Origin of the sequence: Agrobacterium pusense (assembly GCF_013285525.1) — a bacterium.
Taxonomy (GTDB): Bacteria; Pseudomonadota; Alphaproteobacteria; order Rhizobiales; family Rhizobiaceae; genus Agrobacterium; species Agrobacterium pusense.
The window spans coordinates 1,460,433-1,479,742 of record NZ_CP053857.1 but is presented as its reverse complement, the minus strand read 5'-3'; the positions used below and the strand labels follow the sequence as shown (position 1 = coordinate 1,479,742).

Below are 19,310 nucleotides of genomic sequence, written 5' to 3'. Positions count from 1 at the left end.
GCTGTGACGACCAAGCGACTTGGAACCCATGCACACGGTAAAGAAACAGGTCGAAAATCGGCAGGATGAAGCGGCAATTCCCCCGCCGCTTTACGTCAAACTCAAGGACTACGTTCGCAGCCGCGTCGAAACGGGCGAATGGTCGATCGGCCAGCGTGTACCATCGGAGAATGAACTGGTGGACATGCTCGGTGTCAGCCGCATGACCGCCAACCGGGCACTGCGCGAACTGGCGGACGAGGGATTTCTGGTCCGTGTCCGAGGCAAGGGATCGTTCGTTGCAAGTAAAAAGCGAACGTCCCAATTCCAAAGTGTTCCCAATATTGCCGACGAGATCAACCAGAATGGCGGCATTCACACGGCAAAGATCGTTCTACTTCGCACGGAGACATGCGATGCCGAACTCGCCGAAGCGCTCTCTGTCGATGTGGGCGCGACCGTTGCTCATTCGATTATCGTCCACGCGGAAGATTCCGTCCCGATGCAGATCGAAGATCGTTTCGTAAACCACGGGATCGTCCCGGATTACGTCAATCAGGACTTCAGCACCAGAACGCCGAACGGCTATCTCACCGCCGTGGCACCGATCATCAGGGCTGAACAACATATCGAGGCCGTTACGGCGCAGCCTTGGGAATGCAAGCTTTTGGCGATCTCCAAAGCAGAGCCCTGCCTTCTGGTGCGACGCCGGACATGGTCTGACGTTGGCGTCATCTCGTCGGTGCGCCTGCTCTATCCCGGAAGCCGCTACCGCCTGTACAGCACCTGATACACAGACAGGCGTACAAACCGGATCAGTCAATGGCAACACAATGTCGTCGTCTTCCGTCCAGACGGCGTTCCCGAGGAGAACCTCATGACGGTCATGCTGGACAAAGCCCTGAGCTGGCACGATGTCGCCCTTGTGAGCCAAGGCGATCATCTCGCCCTTTCGGACGAAGCCTACCGACGGATCGAAAGGGCAAGCCGAATTGTCGACGGCATCGTTGAAAACGGTATCCGTGCCTATGGCGTCAACACCGGTGTTGGCGCTCTGGCTGACACGGTGGTCGATCGCGCTGCCCAGGGAAAGCTTTCCCGCAGTATCGTCCTCAGTCACGCCTGCGGCGTCGGCCCATTGCTTGGCCGCCACGAGGTACGCGCAATCATTGCCTCACAAATAGCCAACTTTGCCCATGGTTACTCCGGTGTCCGCAGGGAGATCGTTACCCATCTGACGAGGTTCCTGGAATGCGATTGTATCCCTGATGTGCCGTCAAAAGGGTCAGCCGGATATTTGATACATAATGCCCATATTGCACTCGTCTTGATTGGCGAAGGCAGGGCAAAGCTCGGTGGCAAACCATTCAGCGGTCGGGACGCTCTGGCGGAAATGGGCCTTCAACCACTCGTTCTTGGCGCCAAGGAAGGCTTGAGCCTCGTCAATGGCACGTCATGCGCGACGGGCCTCTCCAGTGTCGCTCTGGCACGCGCGGCACGACTGCTTGATTGGGCGGATGCCATTGCCGCGCTGACGCTGGAAGCGGTCGGTTGCCAGATGTCGGCCTTCGGAGAAGCCGTGCTCTCGCTACGCTCCTCACCGGGCATCGCAACGGTGGGAAAAGCCCTTAGGACGCGTCTTGAAGGCAGCGGTCTCATCGAAGCGTCGCTTGGCAAGCGTACACAGGATGCCCTCAGCCTGCGCGCCATTCCCCACGCGCATGGCGCGGCACGCGATGTGTTCGATAGCTGCGCGACCATCATCGACCGAGAACTGGCCTCCGTGACAGACAATCCGGCGCTCGCCGGGTCACCGGAAGAGCCCATCGTATGGTCGCAGGCTCACGCGGTGGCCCCGGCCCTCGGACAGGCAGCCGATAGTCTTGCCATCGCACTCTCCCAGATCGCGGCGATGAGCGAACGGCGGATCGACAGGCTCGTCAACCCTCTGGTGAGCGGGCTTCCTCCATTTCTCGCTTCCGATCCCGGCAGCCATTCCGGTTTCATGATCGCGCAATATACCGCAGCTGCGCTGTCCAACGAAAACCGGCGGCTTGCGGCGCCCGCTTCCACCGATGGCGGACTGACCTCCGCTCTGCAGGAAGACTTCCTGGCCCATCCGACCGCCGCCGCCAACAAGCTCCTCGCAATTATCGAAAATGCCGAATATATCCTGTCGATAGAATGGATGGCGGCGACACAGGCGCATGATTTCATTGAATCCGTTGCGGCAAGGGCGTCCGGTACCGACGCGCTCTACGGCCTGCTCCGCACCCATGTCGCCCCTTACTCGGATGACCGGCCGCCTTCGGCGGACATCGAGGCTATCCGATCCCTTATGTCGCAAAACACGCCGCCAAACTGATATCAGGCGGCGCTACAGGCACATGCAAAACCGTTGGCGGCCACACTGTTTCCAGCTTCTCCGTCACATCGCGATTTTGATATCCATACCCTTAGCGCGGATGAAGGGCAGGCCTCTGCGCCGCGCGGTCCAGCCGACAACGTGAAGGCCTGCTGCTGCCGGCTCATATCGTTGGGCAATCATCCAGGATTTGCAATCAATCGCGGCAATATCGGCATCACCGTGGGCAACGGCAATCACCGAAGCGCGATGCGAGCCAGTCTCGACCAATTCCCGGAACATATCGAGGCCTCGACCGGCCGCCTGTAAATCGCGTTTGAGGCTGAGATAACCGGAGAGGGACCGGTGCTCATTAAACGCCAGCCTTTTCTGACTGAAAAATCCGAGCGGCAGAATCGCCTCGCCTTCCTCGGACGGGGCGACATCGTCGCCGCCTTCACCAATCCGGGCGATGAGGGCACTTGAGTAAAATGCACCCGCACCGCCTGTGATCCCGTCATAATTGCCTTGACCGATGACTTCGACGTGGTCTTCGAGGCCAAGCTCCATGGGACCCCAGCATGTCTGGGAAACGAGAAGGTTCGGATGGCGCCACAAGACTGCGAGATCGAGGGAGATAGGATCAAGCGTGGCAGGATCCGGAGCGATGACGGATCCTGCCTCATCACGAATGCCACCGGGAACGGGTGGCATATCTGCGTTGCGCCGGACAAGACTCTCGGGAGCATCGATGCCCTGCGCAAGAAGTCTTACGCGCATTTCCGCCCACGCAGCATCGGTCTCCACACGCAATTCCGGCCAGTCATACATCGGCAGCGCCGCTATCAAGGTCACGTTGAGGCGTCCGATCTCAAGGAATTATCGGGCATCACGTAGGCTACGAAATCAGTTGGCACATAGGCCACGGACGGTGTTGCGGTAACTAATTCGGGCCGTCCCAGTACGGGATGCACTACCGGCTCTTTTGCACGGAAGGCAAAAGCGCGGAAAACCTCGAAATAATTGGCAAAAACATAGCCCTCGTTCATCGTCTGCCATTCGGCGCGTCTGGCCTTATAAAGCGATGGCAGCTTATACCACGCCGCAGTCGGCAGCTTGTGATGCACGAAATGCAGGTTGTTGTAGAGAAACAGGGGGGCCAGAACGGAGTTCTCGACGATGATCGTTCGCCCGTCCGGCCGCTCGGCCCACTGGTGCTCACAATAGGAGCGGATGGCGATGATGGAAATGCCGAGATAGGCAGCGACACCGATATATTGCCAGAGCGGAATACCGAACAGCAGGGATATGACCAGCAACGTGGGAATGAGACCAGCCACATGCAGGACCCAGGCATAGATGACCCGCCGGTCGCCTTTGGCGATCTTTCGCCACTCCGATATCGTGAATCCGACGACCATCAGCGGCGGACCGATGAGAAGGCGTCCAATGAGCGTATTGTTCCATCCGAGCAATGTCTTTAAAAACCCGGGCAAAGTCTCAAAGTCGCCCATGGCGCGGTAATAGCTTTCCGGGTCATCGAACGGGTCCGTCAGCCGCTCATCCGCATGGTGCTGCAGATGTGTCCGCTTGTAGCTGCGGTAGGGATAGAAAATGCCAAGCGGTGCAAACACCAGCGCTTCATTGAGCCTTGCGTTGCGGGTCGGATGCCCATGCAGCACCTCGTGCTGAAGTGATGAATGCAACGCGACAGCGATGCCCATCAAGACAAGCGCTGCAAACGGATAAAGCGGATAGAGGGCGTAACCAGCGCCGGCCCAGAGACCGTAACAGACGATCAGCAATCCTATCGTCGGCCACTCGATCCTGAGCGACTTCGGGCGCGGCCGGCTTACTGCGTTGGATTCACTGGCAATGTCACTCATAATATCCCTCTATTGGAAAGGTAACGAGAGATTTTCACCCCAGGGCGCGGCACACAACGGGATTATGGTTACCGACCGTTGATTCTGATCACAAAAAGTAGAATATGGTGATAATTGTAAACAACGAGGTGAAAAGTGGACAAGCGCGCGCTTTCCAACCTGTTTCGCATCAGGCTGACGGAGCTGGTTTCCCGCTCTGGATTGAGTCATTCGGCCTTTGCAGCCGAAATCGGGATCGACCGATCGGCTCTGTCGCAGCTTCTATCAAGCGATTCGGCGCGGCTGCCGCGCGTTGAAACGCTTCTGAATATTGCCGAACGTCATTCCGTTTCACTGGACTGGCTGCTTGGCATTTCGCACGATCCCGGGCTGATGGGCGAACTGCGCCCGAGCTTCGAGATAGAGGAAGGTGGCGAAGACTACACCGACACCCTCCTGATGAAATGGCATGCAGAGGCCGCCGGCTCCAAGATACGCTACGTGCCGGCCCGCATTCCCGACCTGCTCCGCACGCCACAGATCATCGCCTTCGAGGCGAGATCCGCGCATCAAAGCGTCAAGGCACAAGCAAGCGAAACGGCATTCAGGCTCGATTACAATCGTCAACCCGGCACGGACATGGAAGTGTGTATGCCACGCGAGACACTTGAGGCCTTTGCCCAGGGGAGCGGCATGTGGCGGGGACTGAAAAGGGAGATACGTGCCGAGCAGCTTCAGTACATGTCAAACCTGATCAATGAACTCTATCCGTCGTTCAGATTATTCCTGTTTAATGAGAAAGAGCGGTTTTCCGTGCCCTACACGATCTTCGGATCGCAACGCGCTGCGATTTTCGTCGGCGGCATGTATCTCGTGCTGAACAATGCCGAATCCATCCGAAAGATGCAGCGGCACTTCGATGAGTTGATCCGCTTCACGCGTGTTCACGCGCATCAGACTGCCGACTTCGTCAGGACGCTCGAAGTTTCGTGAAGCGAGCCCTCGGCATCCGCCGTCCGGAAATCATCCGACACAAGGCCTGCAACGCCATCTAAATCCGGACTGAGCCGCCGCGTCGTTGACGCTTTGCCCGCCTTTGGGATCATCCTCACACGCTCCGGCTGCTTCCGCCGTTCCGGACTCGCCCTGTTCCCAAAATACCGGGCGCGCCGTCAGCCTCAGTGAGATCGCCATATTCGCGGACAACAGTGGTGACGGTTGCCTGATGCCCACGCGGCGCGACTGGAACTTTCGCTGGTGGCGAAGGTTGGGGCAGGAGAATATTGCTTCACACCTCAAAGGGAGAACGAAATGGGCACCGATCGCGAGGAATGGATTTCGAAGCGCGCTTACGAACTGTGGGAGCAGGCCGGTCGTCCGGAAGGACAGGACGAAGAGCAGTGGCATGCCGCAAGTGCCGAGTGGGAGAATGAATTCGGTCCGGTCGACGCCCCGGTCCCGGACGGCGCAGCGGAGGACAACCTGTCACCGCAAACGTAACAGAAGCTCGATTTCACCACAAAACTGCCAGACTGTTCAGGAGCGGCGCAACGTCCTGAACAGTCGCTCATCGCCGGGGCGATAATATCAGCGCCCGTCGGTCTTTGTCTGTTCCGGCCGACATCGGAGAACTCACTCGCGAAACGGAATGGCCCATGCCTCTGGCTGCAAGATTGTCGCCATACGGGAGGGAACGTTCCTGACGCATCCGTGTTTCTCATGCGACGAAAACACCGCGTCTCCACTCACCCGCAATATCCCACGCGTTTTCCAGAGGCATCCATGATCAGCAGAAACTCCCGTATTCTCGCCGGTGACCACCGTCAACTCGGCGCGACTGTGGACCGAGATGGCGTAAATTTCGCGCTGTTCAGCGCCCATGCGGAGCGGGTGGAACTCTGCCTGTTTTCAAGCGACGGGACCGCGGAGATCGAACGCATCGAGCTTCCGGAATACACTAACGAAGTCTGGCACGGCTATGTGCCGGGCCTGAAAGAAGGCGCACTTTACGGTTACCGCGTTTACGGACCGTTCGAACCGGAAAGCGGGCACCGGTTCAACTCTAACAAGCTTCTGCTCGATCCCTATGCGCGCGAAGTCGTAGGCGACATAGAGTGGGGCCAGCCGCAATTTGCTTACGTGACAGACAGTCCGGACAAGGACTTGTCCTTCGACGACACTGACAGCGCGCCGTTTGTGCCAAAGGCTCGCGTGATCGCCAGGTCCGATGCGCCAAGGGGTCAACAGCGCCCCGACGTTCCCTGGTCGAAGACAATATTTTATGAGACCCACGTCAAGGGTTTCACGCAGCTTCACCCCGCCGTTCCGGAAGCTCTCCGAGGCACATTTGAGGGCCTTGGGGAGAAAGAGATTGTCGACTACGTCAAAAGTCTGGGGGTCACCTCCATTGAGCTGCTTCCGGTACACTGGTTTCCGCACGACGCCCATTTGCTGGAAAAAGGTCTGAAAAACTATTGGGGATATAATACGCTTGCCTTCTTCGCTCCGGCGAACCGCTACATGGGTCCGCGGGGCGTCCAGGGCTTTCGGGACATGGTTCGCGCTTTCCATGGCGCCGGGATCGAAGTCATCCTGGACGTCGTCTACAATCACACCGCCGAAGGCAATGAGATGGGACCAACCCTCTCCTTCAGAGGCATCGACAACTTCTCCTATTACCGCACAATGCCGGACGAGCCGCGCTACTACATCAACGACACCGGCACCGGAAACACGGTAAACACTTCCCACCCGCGTGTTTTGCAGATGGTTACAGACTCGTTGCGCTACTGGGCGCAGGAGATGGAGATCGACGGGTTCCGATTTGATCTCGGCACGATCCTGGGACGCGAGCCGGAAGGGTTCGACCAGCGCGGCGGATTCTTCGATGCCGTCGGGCAGGATCCCGTGCTGTCACGTCTGAAGCTTGTCGGAGAACCATGGGACATTGGGCCAGGCGGCTATCAAGTCGGTGGGTTTCCCCCAGGCTGGGCCGAGTGGAACGACAAGTACCGCGATACCGTGCGGGATTACTGGAGAAACAGGGATGGCACGACCCGGGATTTCGCCGCCCGTATCCTCGGCTCCGGCGATGTCTATGACTTGCGCGGTCGTCGTCCCTGGTCCGGCGTAAATTTCCTGACAGCGCATGACGGCTTCACGCTCAACGACCTCGTTTCATACAACGACAAGCACAATGAGGCGAACGGCGAGGATAACAAGGACGGTCATGGCGACAACCGAAGCTTTAATTTTGGTGTGGAAGGGCCATCCGATGACGAGGGAGTGATTACTCTCCGCGACCGTCAAAAGCGAAATTTTCTTGCAACGCTTTTTCTTTCTCACGGAACACCGATGCTCCTGGCTGGCGACGAGTTTGGCCGCAGCCAGATGGGCAACAACAATGCCTACTGCCAGGATAACGAACTGAGCTGGGTGCATTGGGAGGATCTACCCGCAAGCGCCGCACAACTGCGCGATTTCGCCCGCAGATTGATTTCGCTGCGTCATGAACACTCGATTTTGAGGCGCGACGACTGGCGCGACGGAATGGTCATAACGTGGTACAACCCGGCGGCCAGCGAGCAGACCCGGGAGCAATGGGATGATCCCGGTGCCACCACCATCGGGCTGCGTGTTCGCCGCGATCACGATGAGGAAGAAGGTTGGGATGATATCCTCATCCTGTTCAATCCCCATGACGGGTCCGTTCCATTCGCTCTTCCGGAGGTGAGCGGAGGATGGGTGGAAGTCCTCACGACAGTCGATCCCGAAGCGACTGACCGAAAAATCGAAGCCGCCGAATATGTTCTGATCGACCGTAGCCTCGTGCTATTGCGTGCGGGAAAACAATCTTAAAGCGGAATCAGAGCGCTTCGCAGGATAGTATCCTGTTCGGAGCCGGCCCACCGGGACCGCAGGTCGGAGGAGAACCAGAACGACGCAGCGGTGCTCCAAAAATGTCAAGGCCGGAGCACCGTAGCGGCTGGCCTGACAAAACTCTTGCGCCCCCGCTTGAAACCCATGACGGGCTCGCCCAACCCGCCGAAGACCTCGGTCTCGTCTTCGCCTTCCATTACGAGGATGTCGGCCATCGCGCCGACAACCAGCCCGTAACCGTCGATCCGCATCAGCCGGGCTGCATCCTCCGAGACGAGATCCAGGCAAGCCGCGAAATCCTCTGGCCCGAGATGCATCACATTCGCGTAGAGATTGGCCATGCGCAGAAGTGAACAGTCGCCAAAAGGCGTGAACGGGTTGAGTATGTTGTTGCTGGCGATCGATGCCGTGACACCCCGATCCTTGAGGATATGCACGGGTGCTATGCCTCGCACGGCGCGAAAACCGGCTTCCCGGCCGTTCAGATAGAGATCGGTCGAAGGTAGCGCCGTTACCGCGACGCCCGCTTGGGACAACCGCGCGACCCGACGTTCAAATATTGCTTCATTCATGGTTGCAAGTTTGGTCACGTGGCCGACAGCCACCCGCCCGCCCCAACCCGCCTTTTCCGTCCGGTCGCAAATCTCCTCAAGATGCCCCCAGCTTGGATCGAGGTCAAAGTCCAGATGGAAATCCAGATCCACGTCATGTCGCGTGGCCAAGGCGAAAAGCCGTTCCATCTGGCCGGACGGATCGCTGTCGGTATAGGGGCAACCGCCGAGAAGGTCCGCACCTTCGACAAGCGCCTGCTCGAGCAATTCCTCCGTGCCCGGATCATTGGTCAGCCCTTCCTGCGGAAACACGCAGATGGAAAGATCGAGTGCAAAAGCATAATCCTGTCTCAACCGCTTCATCGCCTCGAAACTGCGCAAGCCCACCCGCGGATCAACCTCCACATGGGTGCGCATGTGCATCGTACCCTTGCCAATTGCCATCTCTATCGTCCGGGCTCCGCGGGCATAGACGTCCTCGACCGTATAGTCCCGCTTCAGACGGGCAACCGCGGCAATCGCGCCCTTCAGCCCGCCTCCTGCATCGCTGCAACGGCACAAGAGGCACGACTTGTCGAGATGAACATGGGTATCGACGAAACCCGGCAGCACCAGCCTCCCGCCGACTGCCTCATCCTTCCGGCCTGCTCCCGCTGCGATCTGACCGATAGCGGCAATGCGGCCATTGGTGACGCCTATATCCTGCAGCGCGGCGCATCCGTTCACGCGTGCATCGCGCAGCACAAGATCGAAGGATTCTTGAAATGACATATTGCAACTCGATGGGTAGTTTGCGTAACAATAAATGTATGCACTTTTGACGAAACATTCGCAACAGATTTGGAGATTCCCATGAACGAGGCAACAGAACGCGATCTGCAATCGGTGAAGGACTATCTCGCCGCCTCAATGGCGCGCGATCCTGCTCGCGCCGCGACCTATGTCGCCCCGGGCTTCATCTGCCGCTTTACCGGCAATCGGCTTTTTGACACACCGAGCGGCCCAACCGACTTCAACGCGGCTCGTTATAAATGGGTGAAGAAGCGTATCGAGCGTTACGACGTCGTGCCTGGCGAAACGGAAACCATCATCTATAGCCTCGGCTATCTCTACGGCGAATGGCCGGACGGCACCCCTTTCGACAACAACCGATATATCGACCGATTCACCGTGCGTGACGGCCTGATCCTGGATACAGACGTCTGGAACGACAGCGCCGAATGGATACTCGACCCATCCGTCGCCCGCTAAACGTTAGAGGAGCCCGGCTCCTTTCAGTCTGCATAAGGCGCCAGGATATCCATCAGGTCGCGTGGCTTGGCGCCTGAGCTTTGCAACAACGCCCGCGAGGCAACCGCCTCAAGATGCTCGACCATCATCGCCTCAGCCTTCTCCGCCGGCCCGGTGCGGATCACCTCGATCAGGTCAAGATGCTCGCTGACCGCGCAGTCGGAAGAGTGTGGCCGCCCGAAGGCAGCAAGCGACAGGCCTGCACGATAACAGATTTCCGTGACATATCGGATCAGGATAGGCTTGCCGGTCATCTCTGCCAGAAGCACGTGGAAGCCTGTGGCGAGACGGATCGAAGCGCCCTCAGGCCCGTGCCGGGCCTCATGCTCGGCCTCGACGATTGCCTTCAACTGCTTGGCCTGCGCGTCCGTCAACTTGCCCGCGAGACGTCTCACCACCTGCTTTTCCAGATCGAGGCGGATGTCAAAAATATCCCGTGCATCCTCGAAGGATGGCGTAGCGACCACGGCGATACGGTTTCGCCGAAGGTCGACGAGACCTTCGGCCGCAAGCTGGCCGAGCGCGTGACGGGCAATAGTGCGACTGACACCGAATCGCTCACCGAGCGCATCCTCCGGCAGCCGGTCACCCGGCTGCAGCGCCCGCTCGATGATGGCACGGCGCAGAGCCGTACAAATCGCTGCGACGCGATCCCCTTCACCTCTTACCGAACGTTTACTGCCGGTCATCGCCAACCCTCTTCTCCGGCCAATCGATAAGCGAGGCGACGGGGAAAATCAACTCGGCGCGCTGCCGCATTTAAATGCAAGGCAAATCAAAAATGCCCAAAACAGATGCATACAGTTAGTGCATTCATTTTACACGCCAAAGATATCGCACGCAGAATAAGACAATTGAGTATGCATGTATGTTGGCACGCAGATTGCATACAGTTATCGAAACGCTTTTCACGGTGACCTAATGCTGACTGTGCCTCAACTGACGACATCTGCCGCTCCCGCCGTGGAGCTCTCGCAAGCCGCGGTTTCCTTCGGCCGCAAGGAACAGGCAGTCGTTGCGCTGCAAGAGACAAATCTGCGCATTGCGGACGGGGAATTTGTGGCACTCGTCGGCCCCTCCGGCTGCGGCAAGTCAACGATCATGCGGCTTACCGCCGGCCTGCTGCAGCCGACCAGGGGCGCGGTCATCGTTGGTGGGCGAGAGGTTGGCGCCAAGGCGCTGCGCATCGGCATGGCCTTCCAGAACCCGACCATGCTCCCCTGGCTGACGATAGAGCGCAACGTGATGTTGCCACTCAAGATCGTGAAGCCATTCCGTGCCGAATACCGAGCGAAGAAGAACGGTGAATTCCGCGACCGGGTCCGCGCCTTGCTTGCAGATGTCGGCCTGGACAGGTTCGCCAGCCATTACCCATGGCAGCTCTCCGGTGGAATGCTCCAGCGCGCCAATCTCTGCCGTGCGCTCGTTCACGAACCCAGGCTGCTTCTGCTCGACGAACCCTTTGGCGCGCTCGATCAATTTACCCGCGAAGAACTATGGGGCACGATGCAGTCGCTCTGGATGAAGCGCAAGCCGACCGTCCTGCTCATCACCCATGACCTGAAGGAAGCAGGTTTCCTGGCATCCCGCATCTGCGTCATGAGTGCGCGGCCCGGTCGCATTATCGATGATAGCCCCGTCGATTTCCGCCGCCCCCGCACAATCGAAATGACCTTCGAGCACGATTTCGTCGCGCTCAACCAGCGCCTGCGCGAACTCATCATCGATGCCCGGTCTGACACCGCTATCCAGGGAGCCTGACCCATGACCTATGATTTGCGCCGCCGCTTCTGGGCCGCCGCTCTCATCCTCGCGTTCTTCGTCCTTTGGGAAATCCTCTGTATCGCCTTGCAGGTGTCCGATCTCGTCGTGCCTCGTCCAAGCCAGGTCTTCCAGACGCTTGTCGAGCGCTTTCCGATCCTCGTGCCACATATAATCCAGACACTCTGGACGACGATGGTTGGCTTTGTCCTCGGAGTGGCGGTCGGCGTTGCCATTGGGGCTGCAATCGGCGTGTCGCGCGTTGCTTACGATACGGCTTACCCCCTGTTGATCGGTTTTTCGTCGATCCCCAAGGTAGCGGTCGTGCCGATCTTCGTTCTGTGGTTCGGCTCCGGCTCCGTGCCGGCAATCCTCACTGCGCTCGCCATGTGCTTCTTTCCGATCGTAGTCAACATCGCTACCGGCCTTGCAACGACCGAGCCGGAGCTGGAGGACGTGCTTAAATCGCTGGGCGCAAGCAAGCTCGACATCCTCTGGAATGTCGGACTGCCGCGTACGATGCCCTTCTTTTTCGCCTCGCTGAAGATCGCCGTCACCTTCGCTTTCGTCGGCTCTGTCCTGTCGGAAACCGTGGCCTCCAACCGCGGGATCGGCAATGTCATGATGTCGGCCTCGTCCAATTTCGATGTGCCGCTGGTCTTTGCCGGCCTTTTCATCCTCGCCCTTCTGGGTGTGCTTCTCTACGTCGCCTTCTCCCTTATCGAGGCACGCGTCACGGGCTGGGCCGCCCGCGGCCAGGATTTCACTGCCGCCTGAACATCTACTCAAAACAAATGGAGCCAGACATGCTGAAGAAACTGATCTCGACTCTTGCACTTAGCCTTTGCCTCGGCGGTGTCGCCCGGGCTGACACGGATATCAAGTTCACGCTCGGCTGGAAGACGCAAGGCTCGGACGCCCCCTTCCTGCTCGCCTTGCAGAAGGGCTACTTCAAGGACGAGGGCCTCAATGTCACCATCGATCAGGGCGAAGGTTCGGCGGCAACGGTCACGCGTATCATGTCGGGCGTCTACGATGCCGGCTTCGGCGATATCAATGCCATCATCCAGAATGCCGCCACGCGGCCGAACGACGTGCCCATCATGGTCTACCAGCTGTGGAGCAAGCCGCCCTTCGCCATCGTCAGCAAGAAGGAAACCAACATTACCAAGCCGACCGATCTGGAAGGCAAGAAGCTGGGCGGCGCGCAGGGCACACCTACAACCCGCCTCGTCAACGTGCTGGGTACGATCAACAAGGTTGACATGACCAAGGTCGCGATCGAGAACATGGGTCCCAACCTGCAGGAGCCGATGCTCATCAAGGGCGATATCGACGGAGCCCTCGTGTTCAACATCACCAGCTGGTTCAACCTCATCAATAACCGCCAGGACCCGGCAAAGGACTATAACTGGCTGTCCTTCGGCGATTATGGCCTTGATCTCTACGCCAACGGCATGATGGTGTCGCAGAAACTCGTCAAGGAAAACCCGAAAGCGGTGGAAGGACTGGTACGCGCGGTGAACAAGGCCACCAGGGAAATCGCCGAGAATTCCAAGGCAGGCATAGAGGCCGTGTTGGCCTACGACAATCTTGCCAAGGAAGAACTCGAACTTGCGCGCATGAAATTCTCCTACGAGAACCTGATCATCTCGCCGGAAGTCGAAAGGCTCGGCCTCGGCGACGTTGATGACGCTCGTCTTGCGCGCTCGATCGATATCGTCGCCGAAGGCTATCAGCTGCCCTCCAAGCCAAGGCCCGAACAGGTATTCACCCGCCAGTTCCTGCCGTCCTTGGACGACCGCAAGCTCGCCTACAAGATCGACTGAGCGGGCCACGATGTACATCCCTGGCCGGAAGTTTCCGGCCAGTCGGTCAAGAGAGGAAATATCATGTCGCTACGTGTGCCGGAAGCTGCCCTGCCGGGAATGGTCACGAGTCCACATCCCCTGGCAAGCGAAGCCGGCGCAGCAGTACTAAGTCGTGGCGGCAATGCTATCGAGGCGGCCGTTGCGATCGCTGCGACACTTGCGGTGGTGATGCCGCATTTTTGCGGTCTGGGCGGCGATGCCGTATGGCTGGTCGCCGACAGGCAGGGCCTCCGCCGGTCCTTTCTGGGAATAGGTCAGGCCGCGGCGGTCCTTCCCGACTATCAGACGGCAATCCCGCTGCGCGGCCCCTCTTCCATGATCACGACCGCCTGCGCCGTAGATAGCTGGGGTCATGCCCTGGCGTTTGGACAGCAGCATTGGCAAGGCCGCGAGCAGCTTTCCGATCTTCTCATGCCCGCAATAGCTTTTGCGGAAAACGGATACCAGCCGGGCAGCACACAAGATTTCTGGCTTGAATTCAGACGCACCGAAATAGCCCAATGGCCGGGTTTCGCAGTCGCGTTTGATCATCCAGCAAGCATGGGCATTTTCACGCAACGTCCGCTTGCTCGAACCCTTCGACACATCGCCGAGCATGGCTACCGGTCTTTCTATGAGGGAGAGTTGGCGCGCCGCCTTGGAGAGGCGATGGCTTCGCTGGGCTCGCCGATCACCGCTGCCGACCTGCAGCTCACCCGCACCCGCGATGCGGAACCCGTGTCGCAGGACTATCGCGGCGTAACGCTTTTCGCGCCGCCCCCGCCGACGCAGGGGGTTTCCACACTTGCAATCCTTGGCGTTCTGTCCCGGCTGGATTTGGCGTCACTATCGCCATCAAGCGCAGCGCGTTACCACCTTCTGGTTGAAGCCGTGAAACAGGCGTTCCTCGATCGCGAGTATATCGCCGACCCGGATGTCGCCGACGGCAACACTCCCGGCTTTCTTGACCCAACCCGGCTTGAGAAGAAAGCTCAGGCCATCAACCACGAGCGGGCGCTCGAATGGCCTCATGCTTACCAGCATGGTGACACGGTCTTCTTCGCGGCAACCGACGAGCAGGGGCGCTGTGCAAGCGTGCTTCAGAGCACATATTTCGACTGGGGCAGCGGCGTGGTCGTTGGCGACACCGGCGTCATCTGGCAGAACCGCGGCGCGGCGTTTTCGGTTGCATGCGGCCATCCGAACGCCATAAAGCCTGGAAAGCGGCCCTTCTATACCCTCAACCCGGGCATCGCGTTCAGGGATGGATCCCCCTATTTGCTTTACGGAACGCAAGGGGCAGATGGCCAGCCGCAGACATTGTCGCTGGTGCTCACAGGCCTGCTCGACTACGGCATGACGCCCGAACAGGCTTTGGCGCAACCTCGCTTTCTGCTTGGCAAGACCTTTTCCGACGTGCACCACAGCCTGAAAGTCGAGCAGTCGCCTGGCGCGAACATTATCGGGGGACTGACTGCGCTTGGGCATGACGTCTTGCCACTGCCGGCACTGTCGCCGATTTTCGGACAGGCGGGCGTCATCTGCATCCAGGATCAACAAACGATTCTTGGATCCCACGATCCACGTGGTGAAGGCGTTGCCTTCCGTGTTTCCACCGATCGAAAATCAGCAACGCAGTTTCCGTGATCAAGCAGCAGCTCTCATGGCGCCCTCCCTGGTCTCAAAGAGTATCGAATGGTTTTCCTGCCATCGGCGCGATTTTCGTGAAGAGCAAATCCTGATCTTGCCACTGTCCTTCGAAACTCGCGATTGAGCGGGCGCTCATTGCGGGATCGAGCGCACCCAGTTCTCCGCCGTATTCCATCGATATCGAGCGGAGTGTTCACAGCGTTGCTCCAGAGCAGGTCTGTAGCATCTGGCCATTGCTTTCGCGTCCACGCGCAAAGATCGCTCGAAGCGCGTATCGCTTTCGACACCATCGCATTCAGACCGCGCTGGCTATAGGGACAGGACGACGCTCCTCGCCGGTTTTTGCACTCCGGACGGGTTGGTCAATCCAATTCAAAACAGTTTATGCCACTCCTTGCATTACTGGTGGACGGATATCGTGTATTTCTGGGGAAACTCGGTGAAGGAGGGAATAATGCGGGTCAAAGCAGCTGTGTTGCAGAGGATGAATGTGTCTCCTCCTTACCGCGAAAGCAGGCCTCTTGCGATTGAGGAAATCGAACTTTCGCCGCCCGGCCCCGGCGAAGTCCTCGTTCGCATCCGCGCCGCCGGCCTTTGCCACTCCGATCTTTCCGTCATCAACGGTGACAGGCCCCGGCCAATGCCGATGGCGCTGGGGCACGAAGCTGCCGGCGTTGTCGAGGCCCTTGGGGATGGCGTCCGGGACCTCGAACCGGGTGATCACGTCGTCATGGTCTTCATGCCGAGCTGCGGGCATTGTCTGCCTTGTGCGGAAGGTCGGCCAGCGCTTTGCGAACCGGGTGCTGCGGCCAACGCAGCAGGAACACTTGTCGGCGGCGCGATGAGGCTGAATTATCGCGGCCAAACCGTCCATCATCATCTCGGGGTATCCGCTTTTGCCGAATATGCCGTCGTTTCGCGCAATTCGCTTATAAAGATCGACCGCGACCTGCCATTTGTGGAAGCCGCGCTTTTCGGCTGCGCGGTTCTGACGGGCGTGGGCGCAGTCGTGAATACGGCTGAGATCAAGGCCGGCTCGACCGCCGTCGTCATCGGGCTGGGTGGCGTTGGCCTCGCCGCGGTGCTGGGAGCCCGGGCGGCTGGCGCAAGCAAGATCGTCGCCGTCGATCTTTCAGAGGAAAAGCTGGCGCTTGCCGGTGAACTTGGCGCGACAGCAGTGGTGAGCGGACGCGATGAAGATGCCGTCGAACAGGTTCGACAGCTTACCTCCGGTGGCGCTGACTATGCATTCGAGATGGCCGGTTCCATTCGCGCTCTCGAAAATGCCTTCAGGATGACCAAACGCGGCGGCACGACCGTGACCGCAGGCCTGCCGCCGCCGTCCGCGACCCTGCCGGTGAACATCGTGCAGCTGGTTGCCGAGGAGAGGACACTCAAAGGCAGCTATATCGGCACCTGTGTGCCCGTCCGCGATATTCCACGGTTCATCGCGCTTTACCGTGATGGGCGGCTGCCGGTGAACCGTTTGCTCAGTGCAAGGCTCAAGCTCGAGGATATCAACGAAGGTTTCGACCGCCTGCATGACGGCAGCGCGGTACGCCAGGTCATCGAGTTCTAGGAGCTGCAACGGGATGCCACTGCCACCGAGATCGCTTCGGAAATCCGGGCGACGAGCCCGGATCCGCTAATTTGAAGACACGCCATCCGATGATCCTGACAGCCCGCATCGCAGAGCACGATCTCATGCCCTTCGACCTGCTTCGTCAGCAATATTTCCCCCAGGACCGGAATTTCCTGCGGGCGCATCTGACGATGTTTTACCGCCTGCCAGGCGAATATGTGGACGTAATTGGCGAAAGCCTTCGATCCATTGCGAAAGGTACCAGCGTGATTTCGGCCCAAGTCAGCGGTGTCCGTCACCTCGGTGCTGGCGTCGCGTTCACGATTGAAAGCGCGACGCTGAACTCGGTTCGTGCTGCCCTGCGGAGCGATTTCGTCCAATGGCTTGGCTCCCAAGACATGCAGGCGTGGCGACCGCACATCACGGTTCAAAACAAGGCTTCGCGAGCGAAGGCGAACGAGCTTTACCACACGCTTGCAGATGGCTTCTCGCCCCGCGACATCACGATTGTAGGGCTTGACCTGTGGAGATATCTCGGTGGTCCCTGGGCAAGCGAGGCCACCGTGCCGTTCACCGATTGATACGCTGCGACGAAGATTTCGGAATGTCTCAAACCATAAAGGCGCGGACGTTTCAGGCTGCCGCGATCAGACGCGTTGCCGGCCGGGTGGCGGAAAGCTGAGGGCCGAGCGCGAGACGTGCCGCCTCATAGGCGTGCCATAGCTCGACATCCCTGAGCGCGGGAATGGTGCTGGTTTCCCCCTGATCGAGCCCGGCCAACGCGGCATCGACCATATCCTCGGCCTGCATGACGATCTCGTCGGGAAGATGTTCGACCGGCAGGCCTCCGATTGCCCAGAAGTCGGTGCGGGTGGCACCGGGCAGGACAGCCTGCGCCCGGATGCCACGGTCCGCGAGTTCGTGATTGAGCGATGTGGTAAACGCCTGCACAAAAGCCTTGGTACCACCGTACACGCCGTTGAGCAGTTCTGGCGCAACCGCCACGATCGAAGCAATATTGATCACCGTGCCGCCGCCGCGCGCCACCAGGCCTGGCACTGCCGCGTATGTCAGGCGCATCAAAGCGGTCACGTTGAGCCGGACCATGGCTTCCATACGATCGACATCGCTTTCCAGCAACGTCGTGTGGGTGCCGATACCGGCGTTGTTGACCAGCGCCGTGATGCCGGCGTCTTCACGCAGCACTTTTTCAACGCGGGCAAGATCGGCCGTATCGCCCAGATCGGCGGCAAGCACTTCAACCACACGATCCGTCTTGTTCGATATCTCAGAGGCGAGCGACTGCAGCTTGTCCCTATTGCGGGCTACAAGGATCAGGTCATAACCGCGCGCGGCTAGACGGTCAGCGTAGATCGCGCCGATGCCGGTTGAGGCGCCGGTGATGAGTGCAGTTCCCTTTGTGGTCATTGGTCTGTTCCTTGTTCGGGAAAAAGCGCCATCGCTTTCGACAAGGACGTTATGGACCAAAAGACTTTTGTCCGATATGACGTATAAACTACGTTTTTAAGACACAGGATAGGAGGAACGGGTGCCTCATATTTCCATGGTGCTGACGCCGGGTTTCCAGTTTCTCGCGTTGGGCGTCCAGGCTGCTTTCGAGTTGGCCAATGTGTTGAGGGATGAAACCTATTATACGCTCTCAATCACCTCGGTCGAAGGTGGCCCCGTCATGTCGTCCAGCGGTTTTTCCGTGCCGACCACAAAACTCGATGAGGTGGGACAGGTGGATACACTGCTTCTTCTGGCAGGCCTCCTTCCGCCTCCGCAGCAGGATGAAGCAACGCTTGCCACCTTGCGCGCAATGGCCAGGGCATCGCGGCGGGTCGCAGGGCTCTGCACCGGATCGTTTCTGCTTGGGCAAATGGGATTTCTCGACGGACGGCGCGCAACCACTCACTGGTCCTATGCGCAGGAGATGCGCAGGTCCTTCCCGAAGGTGCGCGTTGAAGACGACCGCATCTTCATCAACGAGGGACCGGTCTGGACATCGGCCGGCCTGACCGCCGGCCTGGATCTCGCAGTGGCACTGGTCGAAAAAGATCTGGGACGCGATGTGGCAGGCGCGATAGCCCGAAGACTTGTAATGCATCATCGCCGGGCCGGTGGTCAGTCGCAACATTCAGAATTGCTCCAACTTGCACCCAGCAGTGACCGCATCCAGAAGACGCTGATCCATGCAAAGACACATCTTGCCAACCCGCTGACCGTCGAGGAACTGGCTGAGGTCGCGGCACTCTCGCCCCGCCAGTTCAGTCGTGCGTTCCATGCCGAAACCGGCCAGACACCCGCCAAGGCCGTGGAGCAAATCCGCCTTGAGGCAGCTCGCCTGATGATCGAGGAGACCCGGCACCCGATGGATCAGATCGCGCGCGAAAGTGGTTTCGTCGATCTTCGGCGCATGCGCGATGCCTTCATGCGGCAGTATGGACAACCGCCGCAAACCATCAGGCGGCTTGCAAGGACCGCCTGATTAAATAGTCTGAAGAGAGATAGGTGCCCTTTCCCCCGGGTGAGACCCCGGACGCTTTAGAGCCGAGT

At 59.1% G+C, this 19,310-nt stretch carries 18 protein-coding genes; 13 read left to right on the top strand and 5 right to left on the bottom strand.

Annotation, left to right across the window (positions count from 1 at the left end):
* The first annotated feature begins 28 nt into the window (after nt 1-28).
* Both hutC and HQN82_RS20400 read left to right on the top strand, forming a co-directional pair.
* Nucleotides 29-769 carry a histidine utilization transcriptional repressor HutC gene (gene hutC / locus HQN82_RS20405; protein WP_173615746.1) on the top strand — a complete coding sequence of 247 codons (741 nt, stop codon included), beginning with the start codon at nt 29-31 and terminating at the stop codon, nt 767-769.
* 87 nt (nt 770-856) lie between these two features.
* Nucleotides 857-2,344, top strand: a complete 1,488-nt coding sequence (locus tag HQN82_RS20400; RefSeq protein WP_173615745.1) for an HAL/PAL/TAL family ammonia-lyase — start codon at nt 857-859, stop codon at nt 2,342-2,344.
* Nucleotides 2,345-2,407: 63 nt separating this feature from the next.
* Here HQN82_RS20400 and HQN82_RS20395 read toward each other — a convergent pair whose 3' ends face one another.
* Together HQN82_RS20395 and HQN82_RS20390 are read right to left on the bottom strand one after the other, a co-directional pair.
* Entirely contained in the window at nt 2,408-3,154 is a 747-nt protein-coding gene (locus HQN82_RS20395; protein WP_173616030.1) for a phosphate/phosphite/phosphonate ABC transporter substrate-binding protein, read from the bottom strand.
* A 20-nt stretch (nt 3,155-3,174) separates the two neighbouring features.
* The gene (locus HQN82_RS20390; protein WP_173615744.1) at nt 3,175-4,209 is read right to left on the bottom strand and encodes a fatty acid desaturase; all 1,035 of its coding nucleotides are present in this window, start codon (nt 4,207-4,209) and stop codon (nt 3,175-3,177) included.
* 135 nt (nt 4,210-4,344) lie between these two features.
* Between HQN82_RS20390 and HQN82_RS20385 the strand changes: the two genes are divergently transcribed.
* The 3 genes from HQN82_RS20385 to glgX all read left to right on the top strand — a co-directional run bounded on the left by HQN82_RS20385 (nt 4,345) and on the right by glgX (nt 8,046).
* Nucleotides 4,345-5,181 carry a helix-turn-helix domain-containing protein gene (locus HQN82_RS20385; RefSeq protein ID WP_006698704.1) on the top strand — a complete coding sequence of 279 codons (837 nt, stop codon included), beginning with the start codon at nt 4,345-4,347 and terminating at the stop codon, nt 5,179-5,181.
* Nucleotides 5,182-5,499: 318 nt separating this feature from the next.
* Nucleotides 5,500-5,688, top strand: coding sequence for a DUF2934 domain-containing protein (locus tag HQN82_RS20380; protein WP_173615743.1), 189 nt, complete (start codon nt 5,500-5,502; stop codon nt 5,686-5,688).
* A gap of 282 nt (nt 5,689-5,970) precedes the next feature.
* On the top strand, nt 5,971-8,046 hold the full coding sequence (glgX, locus tag HQN82_RS20375; RefSeq protein ID WP_173615742.1) for a glycogen debranching protein GlgX: 2,076 nt from the start codon (nt 5,971-5,973) through the stop codon (nt 8,044-8,046).
* A 104-nt stretch (nt 8,047-8,150) separates the two neighbouring features.
* On the opposite strand, the gene HQN82_RS20370 is transcribed toward glgX, so the two are convergent.
* On the bottom strand, nt 8,151-9,389 hold the full coding sequence (locus HQN82_RS20370) for an amidohydrolase family protein (RefSeq protein WP_173615741.1): 1,239 nt from the start codon (nt 9,387-9,389) through the stop codon (nt 8,151-8,153).
* A gap of 81 nt (nt 9,390-9,470) precedes the next feature.
* Between HQN82_RS20370 and HQN82_RS20365 the strand changes: the two genes are divergently transcribed.
* Nucleotides 9,471-9,869 (top strand): nuclear transport factor 2-like protein, encoded by a 399-nt coding sequence (locus HQN82_RS20365; RefSeq protein WP_006698707.1) that lies wholly within the window; start codon nt 9,471-9,473, stop codon nt 9,867-9,869.
* Between the two features lie 23 nt (nt 9,870-9,892).
* On the opposite strand, the gene HQN82_RS20360 is transcribed toward HQN82_RS20365, so the two are convergent.
* The gene (locus tag HQN82_RS20360) at nt 9,893-10,597 is read right to left on the bottom strand and encodes a GntR family transcriptional regulator (protein WP_173615740.1); all 705 of its coding nucleotides are present in this window, start codon (nt 10,595-10,597) and stop codon (nt 9,893-9,895) included.
* Between the two features lie 232 nt (nt 10,598-10,829).
* Here HQN82_RS20360 and HQN82_RS20355 point away from each other — a divergent pair, with 232 nt between their 5' ends.
* The 6 genes from HQN82_RS20355 to HQN82_RS20330 all read left to right on the top strand — a co-directional run bounded on the left by HQN82_RS20355 (nt 10,830) and on the right by HQN82_RS20330 (nt 17,332).
* Complete coding sequence (locus tag HQN82_RS20355; RefSeq protein WP_173615739.1) at nt 10,830-11,669, top strand: ABC transporter ATP-binding protein; 840 nt, start codon at nt 10,830-10,832, stop codon at nt 11,667-11,669.
* A 3-nt stretch (nt 11,670-11,672) separates the two neighbouring features.
* Complete coding sequence (locus HQN82_RS20350) at nt 11,673-12,446, top strand: ABC transporter permease (protein ID WP_173615738.1); 774 nt, start codon at nt 11,673-11,675, stop codon at nt 12,444-12,446.
* Nucleotides 12,447-12,475: 29 nt separating this feature from the next.
* Nucleotides 12,476-13,498, top strand: a complete 1,023-nt coding sequence (locus HQN82_RS20345; RefSeq protein ID WP_173615737.1) for an ABC transporter substrate-binding protein — start codon at nt 12,476-12,478, stop codon at nt 13,496-13,498.
* 63 nt (nt 13,499-13,561) lie between these two features.
* Nucleotides 13,562-15,166: a gamma-glutamyltransferase family protein gene (locus HQN82_RS20340; RefSeq protein WP_234904885.1), complete on the top strand. Its 1,605-nt coding sequence runs from the start codon at nt 13,562-13,564 to the stop codon at nt 15,164-15,166.
* A 457-nt stretch (nt 15,167-15,623) separates the two neighbouring features.
* The gene (locus tag HQN82_RS20335) at nt 15,624-16,748 is read left to right on the top strand and encodes a zinc-dependent alcohol dehydrogenase family protein (RefSeq protein WP_173615736.1); all 1,125 of its coding nucleotides are present in this window, start codon (nt 15,624-15,626) and stop codon (nt 16,746-16,748) included.
* A 71-nt stretch (nt 16,749-16,819) separates the two neighbouring features.
* Nucleotides 16,820-17,332: a 2'-5' RNA ligase family protein gene (locus HQN82_RS20330; protein WP_234904884.1), complete on the top strand. Its 513-nt coding sequence runs from the start codon at nt 16,820-16,822 to the stop codon at nt 17,330-17,332.
* A gap of 52 nt (nt 17,333-17,384) precedes the next feature.
* On the opposite strand, the gene HQN82_RS20325 is transcribed toward HQN82_RS20330, so the two are convergent.
* The gene (locus tag HQN82_RS20325; RefSeq protein ID WP_173615735.1) at nt 17,385-18,179 is read right to left on the bottom strand and encodes an SDR family NAD(P)-dependent oxidoreductase; all 795 of its coding nucleotides are present in this window, start codon (nt 18,177-18,179) and stop codon (nt 17,385-17,387) included.
* A 121-nt stretch (nt 18,180-18,300) separates the two neighbouring features.
* On the opposite strand from HQN82_RS20325, the gene HQN82_RS20320 reads away from it, so the two are divergent.
* Nucleotides 18,301-19,242 carry a GlxA family transcriptional regulator gene (locus HQN82_RS20320; RefSeq protein ID WP_234823732.1) on the top strand — a complete coding sequence of 314 codons (942 nt, stop codon included), beginning with the start codon at nt 18,301-18,303 and terminating at the stop codon, nt 19,240-19,242.
* Nucleotides 19,243-19,310 lie beyond the last annotated feature (68 nt).

Bases quoted from the DNA above. Each gene is read 5' to 3' on its own strand.
- hutC (WP_173615746.1), top strand. From the start codon at position 29: ATGCACACGGTAAAGAAACAGGTCGAAAATCGGCAGGATGAAGCGGCA.
- HQN82_RS20400 (WP_173615745.1), top strand. From the start codon at position 857: ATGACGGTCATGCTGGACAAAGCCCTGAGCTGGCACGATGTCGCCCTT.
- HQN82_RS20395 (WP_173616030.1), bottom strand. From the start codon at position 3,154: ATGTATGACTGGCCGGAATTGCGTGTGGAGACCGATGCTGCGTGGGCG.
- HQN82_RS20390 (WP_173615744.1), bottom strand. From the start codon at position 4,209: ATGAGTGACATTGCCAGTGAATCCAACGCAGTAAGCCGGCCGCGCCCG.
- HQN82_RS20380 (WP_173615743.1), top strand. From the start codon at position 5,500: ATGGGCACCGATCGCGAGGAATGGATTTCGAAGCGCGCTTACGAACTG.
- glgX (WP_173615742.1), top strand. From the start codon at position 5,971: ATGATCAGCAGAAACTCCCGTATTCTCGCCGGTGACCACCGTCAACTC.
- HQN82_RS20370 (WP_173615741.1), bottom strand. From the start codon at position 9,389: ATGTCATTTCAAGAATCCTTCGATCTTGTGCTGCGCGATGCACGCGTG.
- HQN82_RS20365 (WP_006698707.1), top strand. From the start codon at position 9,471: ATGAACGAGGCAACAGAACGCGATCTGCAATCGGTGAAGGACTATCTC.
- HQN82_RS20360 (WP_173615740.1), bottom strand. From the start codon at position 10,597: ATGACCGGCAGTAAACGTTCGGTAAGAGGTGAAGGGGATCGCGTCGCA.
- HQN82_RS20355 (WP_173615739.1), top strand. From the start codon at position 10,830: ATGCTGACTGTGCCTCAACTGACGACATCTGCCGCTCCCGCCGTGGAG.
- HQN82_RS20350 (WP_173615738.1), top strand. From the start codon at position 11,673: ATGACCTATGATTTGCGCCGCCGCTTCTGGGCCGCCGCTCTCATCCTC.
- HQN82_RS20345 (WP_173615737.1), top strand. From the start codon at position 12,476: ATGCTGAAGAAACTGATCTCGACTCTTGCACTTAGCCTTTGCCTCGGC.
- HQN82_RS20340 (WP_234904885.1), top strand. From the start codon at position 13,562: ATGTCGCTACGTGTGCCGGAAGCTGCCCTGCCGGGAATGGTCACGAGT.
- HQN82_RS20335 (WP_173615736.1), top strand. From the start codon at position 15,624: ATGCGGGTCAAAGCAGCTGTGTTGCAGAGGATGAATGTGTCTCCTCCT.
- HQN82_RS20325 (WP_173615735.1), bottom strand. From the start codon at position 18,179: ATGACCACAAAGGGAACTGCACTCATCACCGGCGCCTCAACCGGCATC.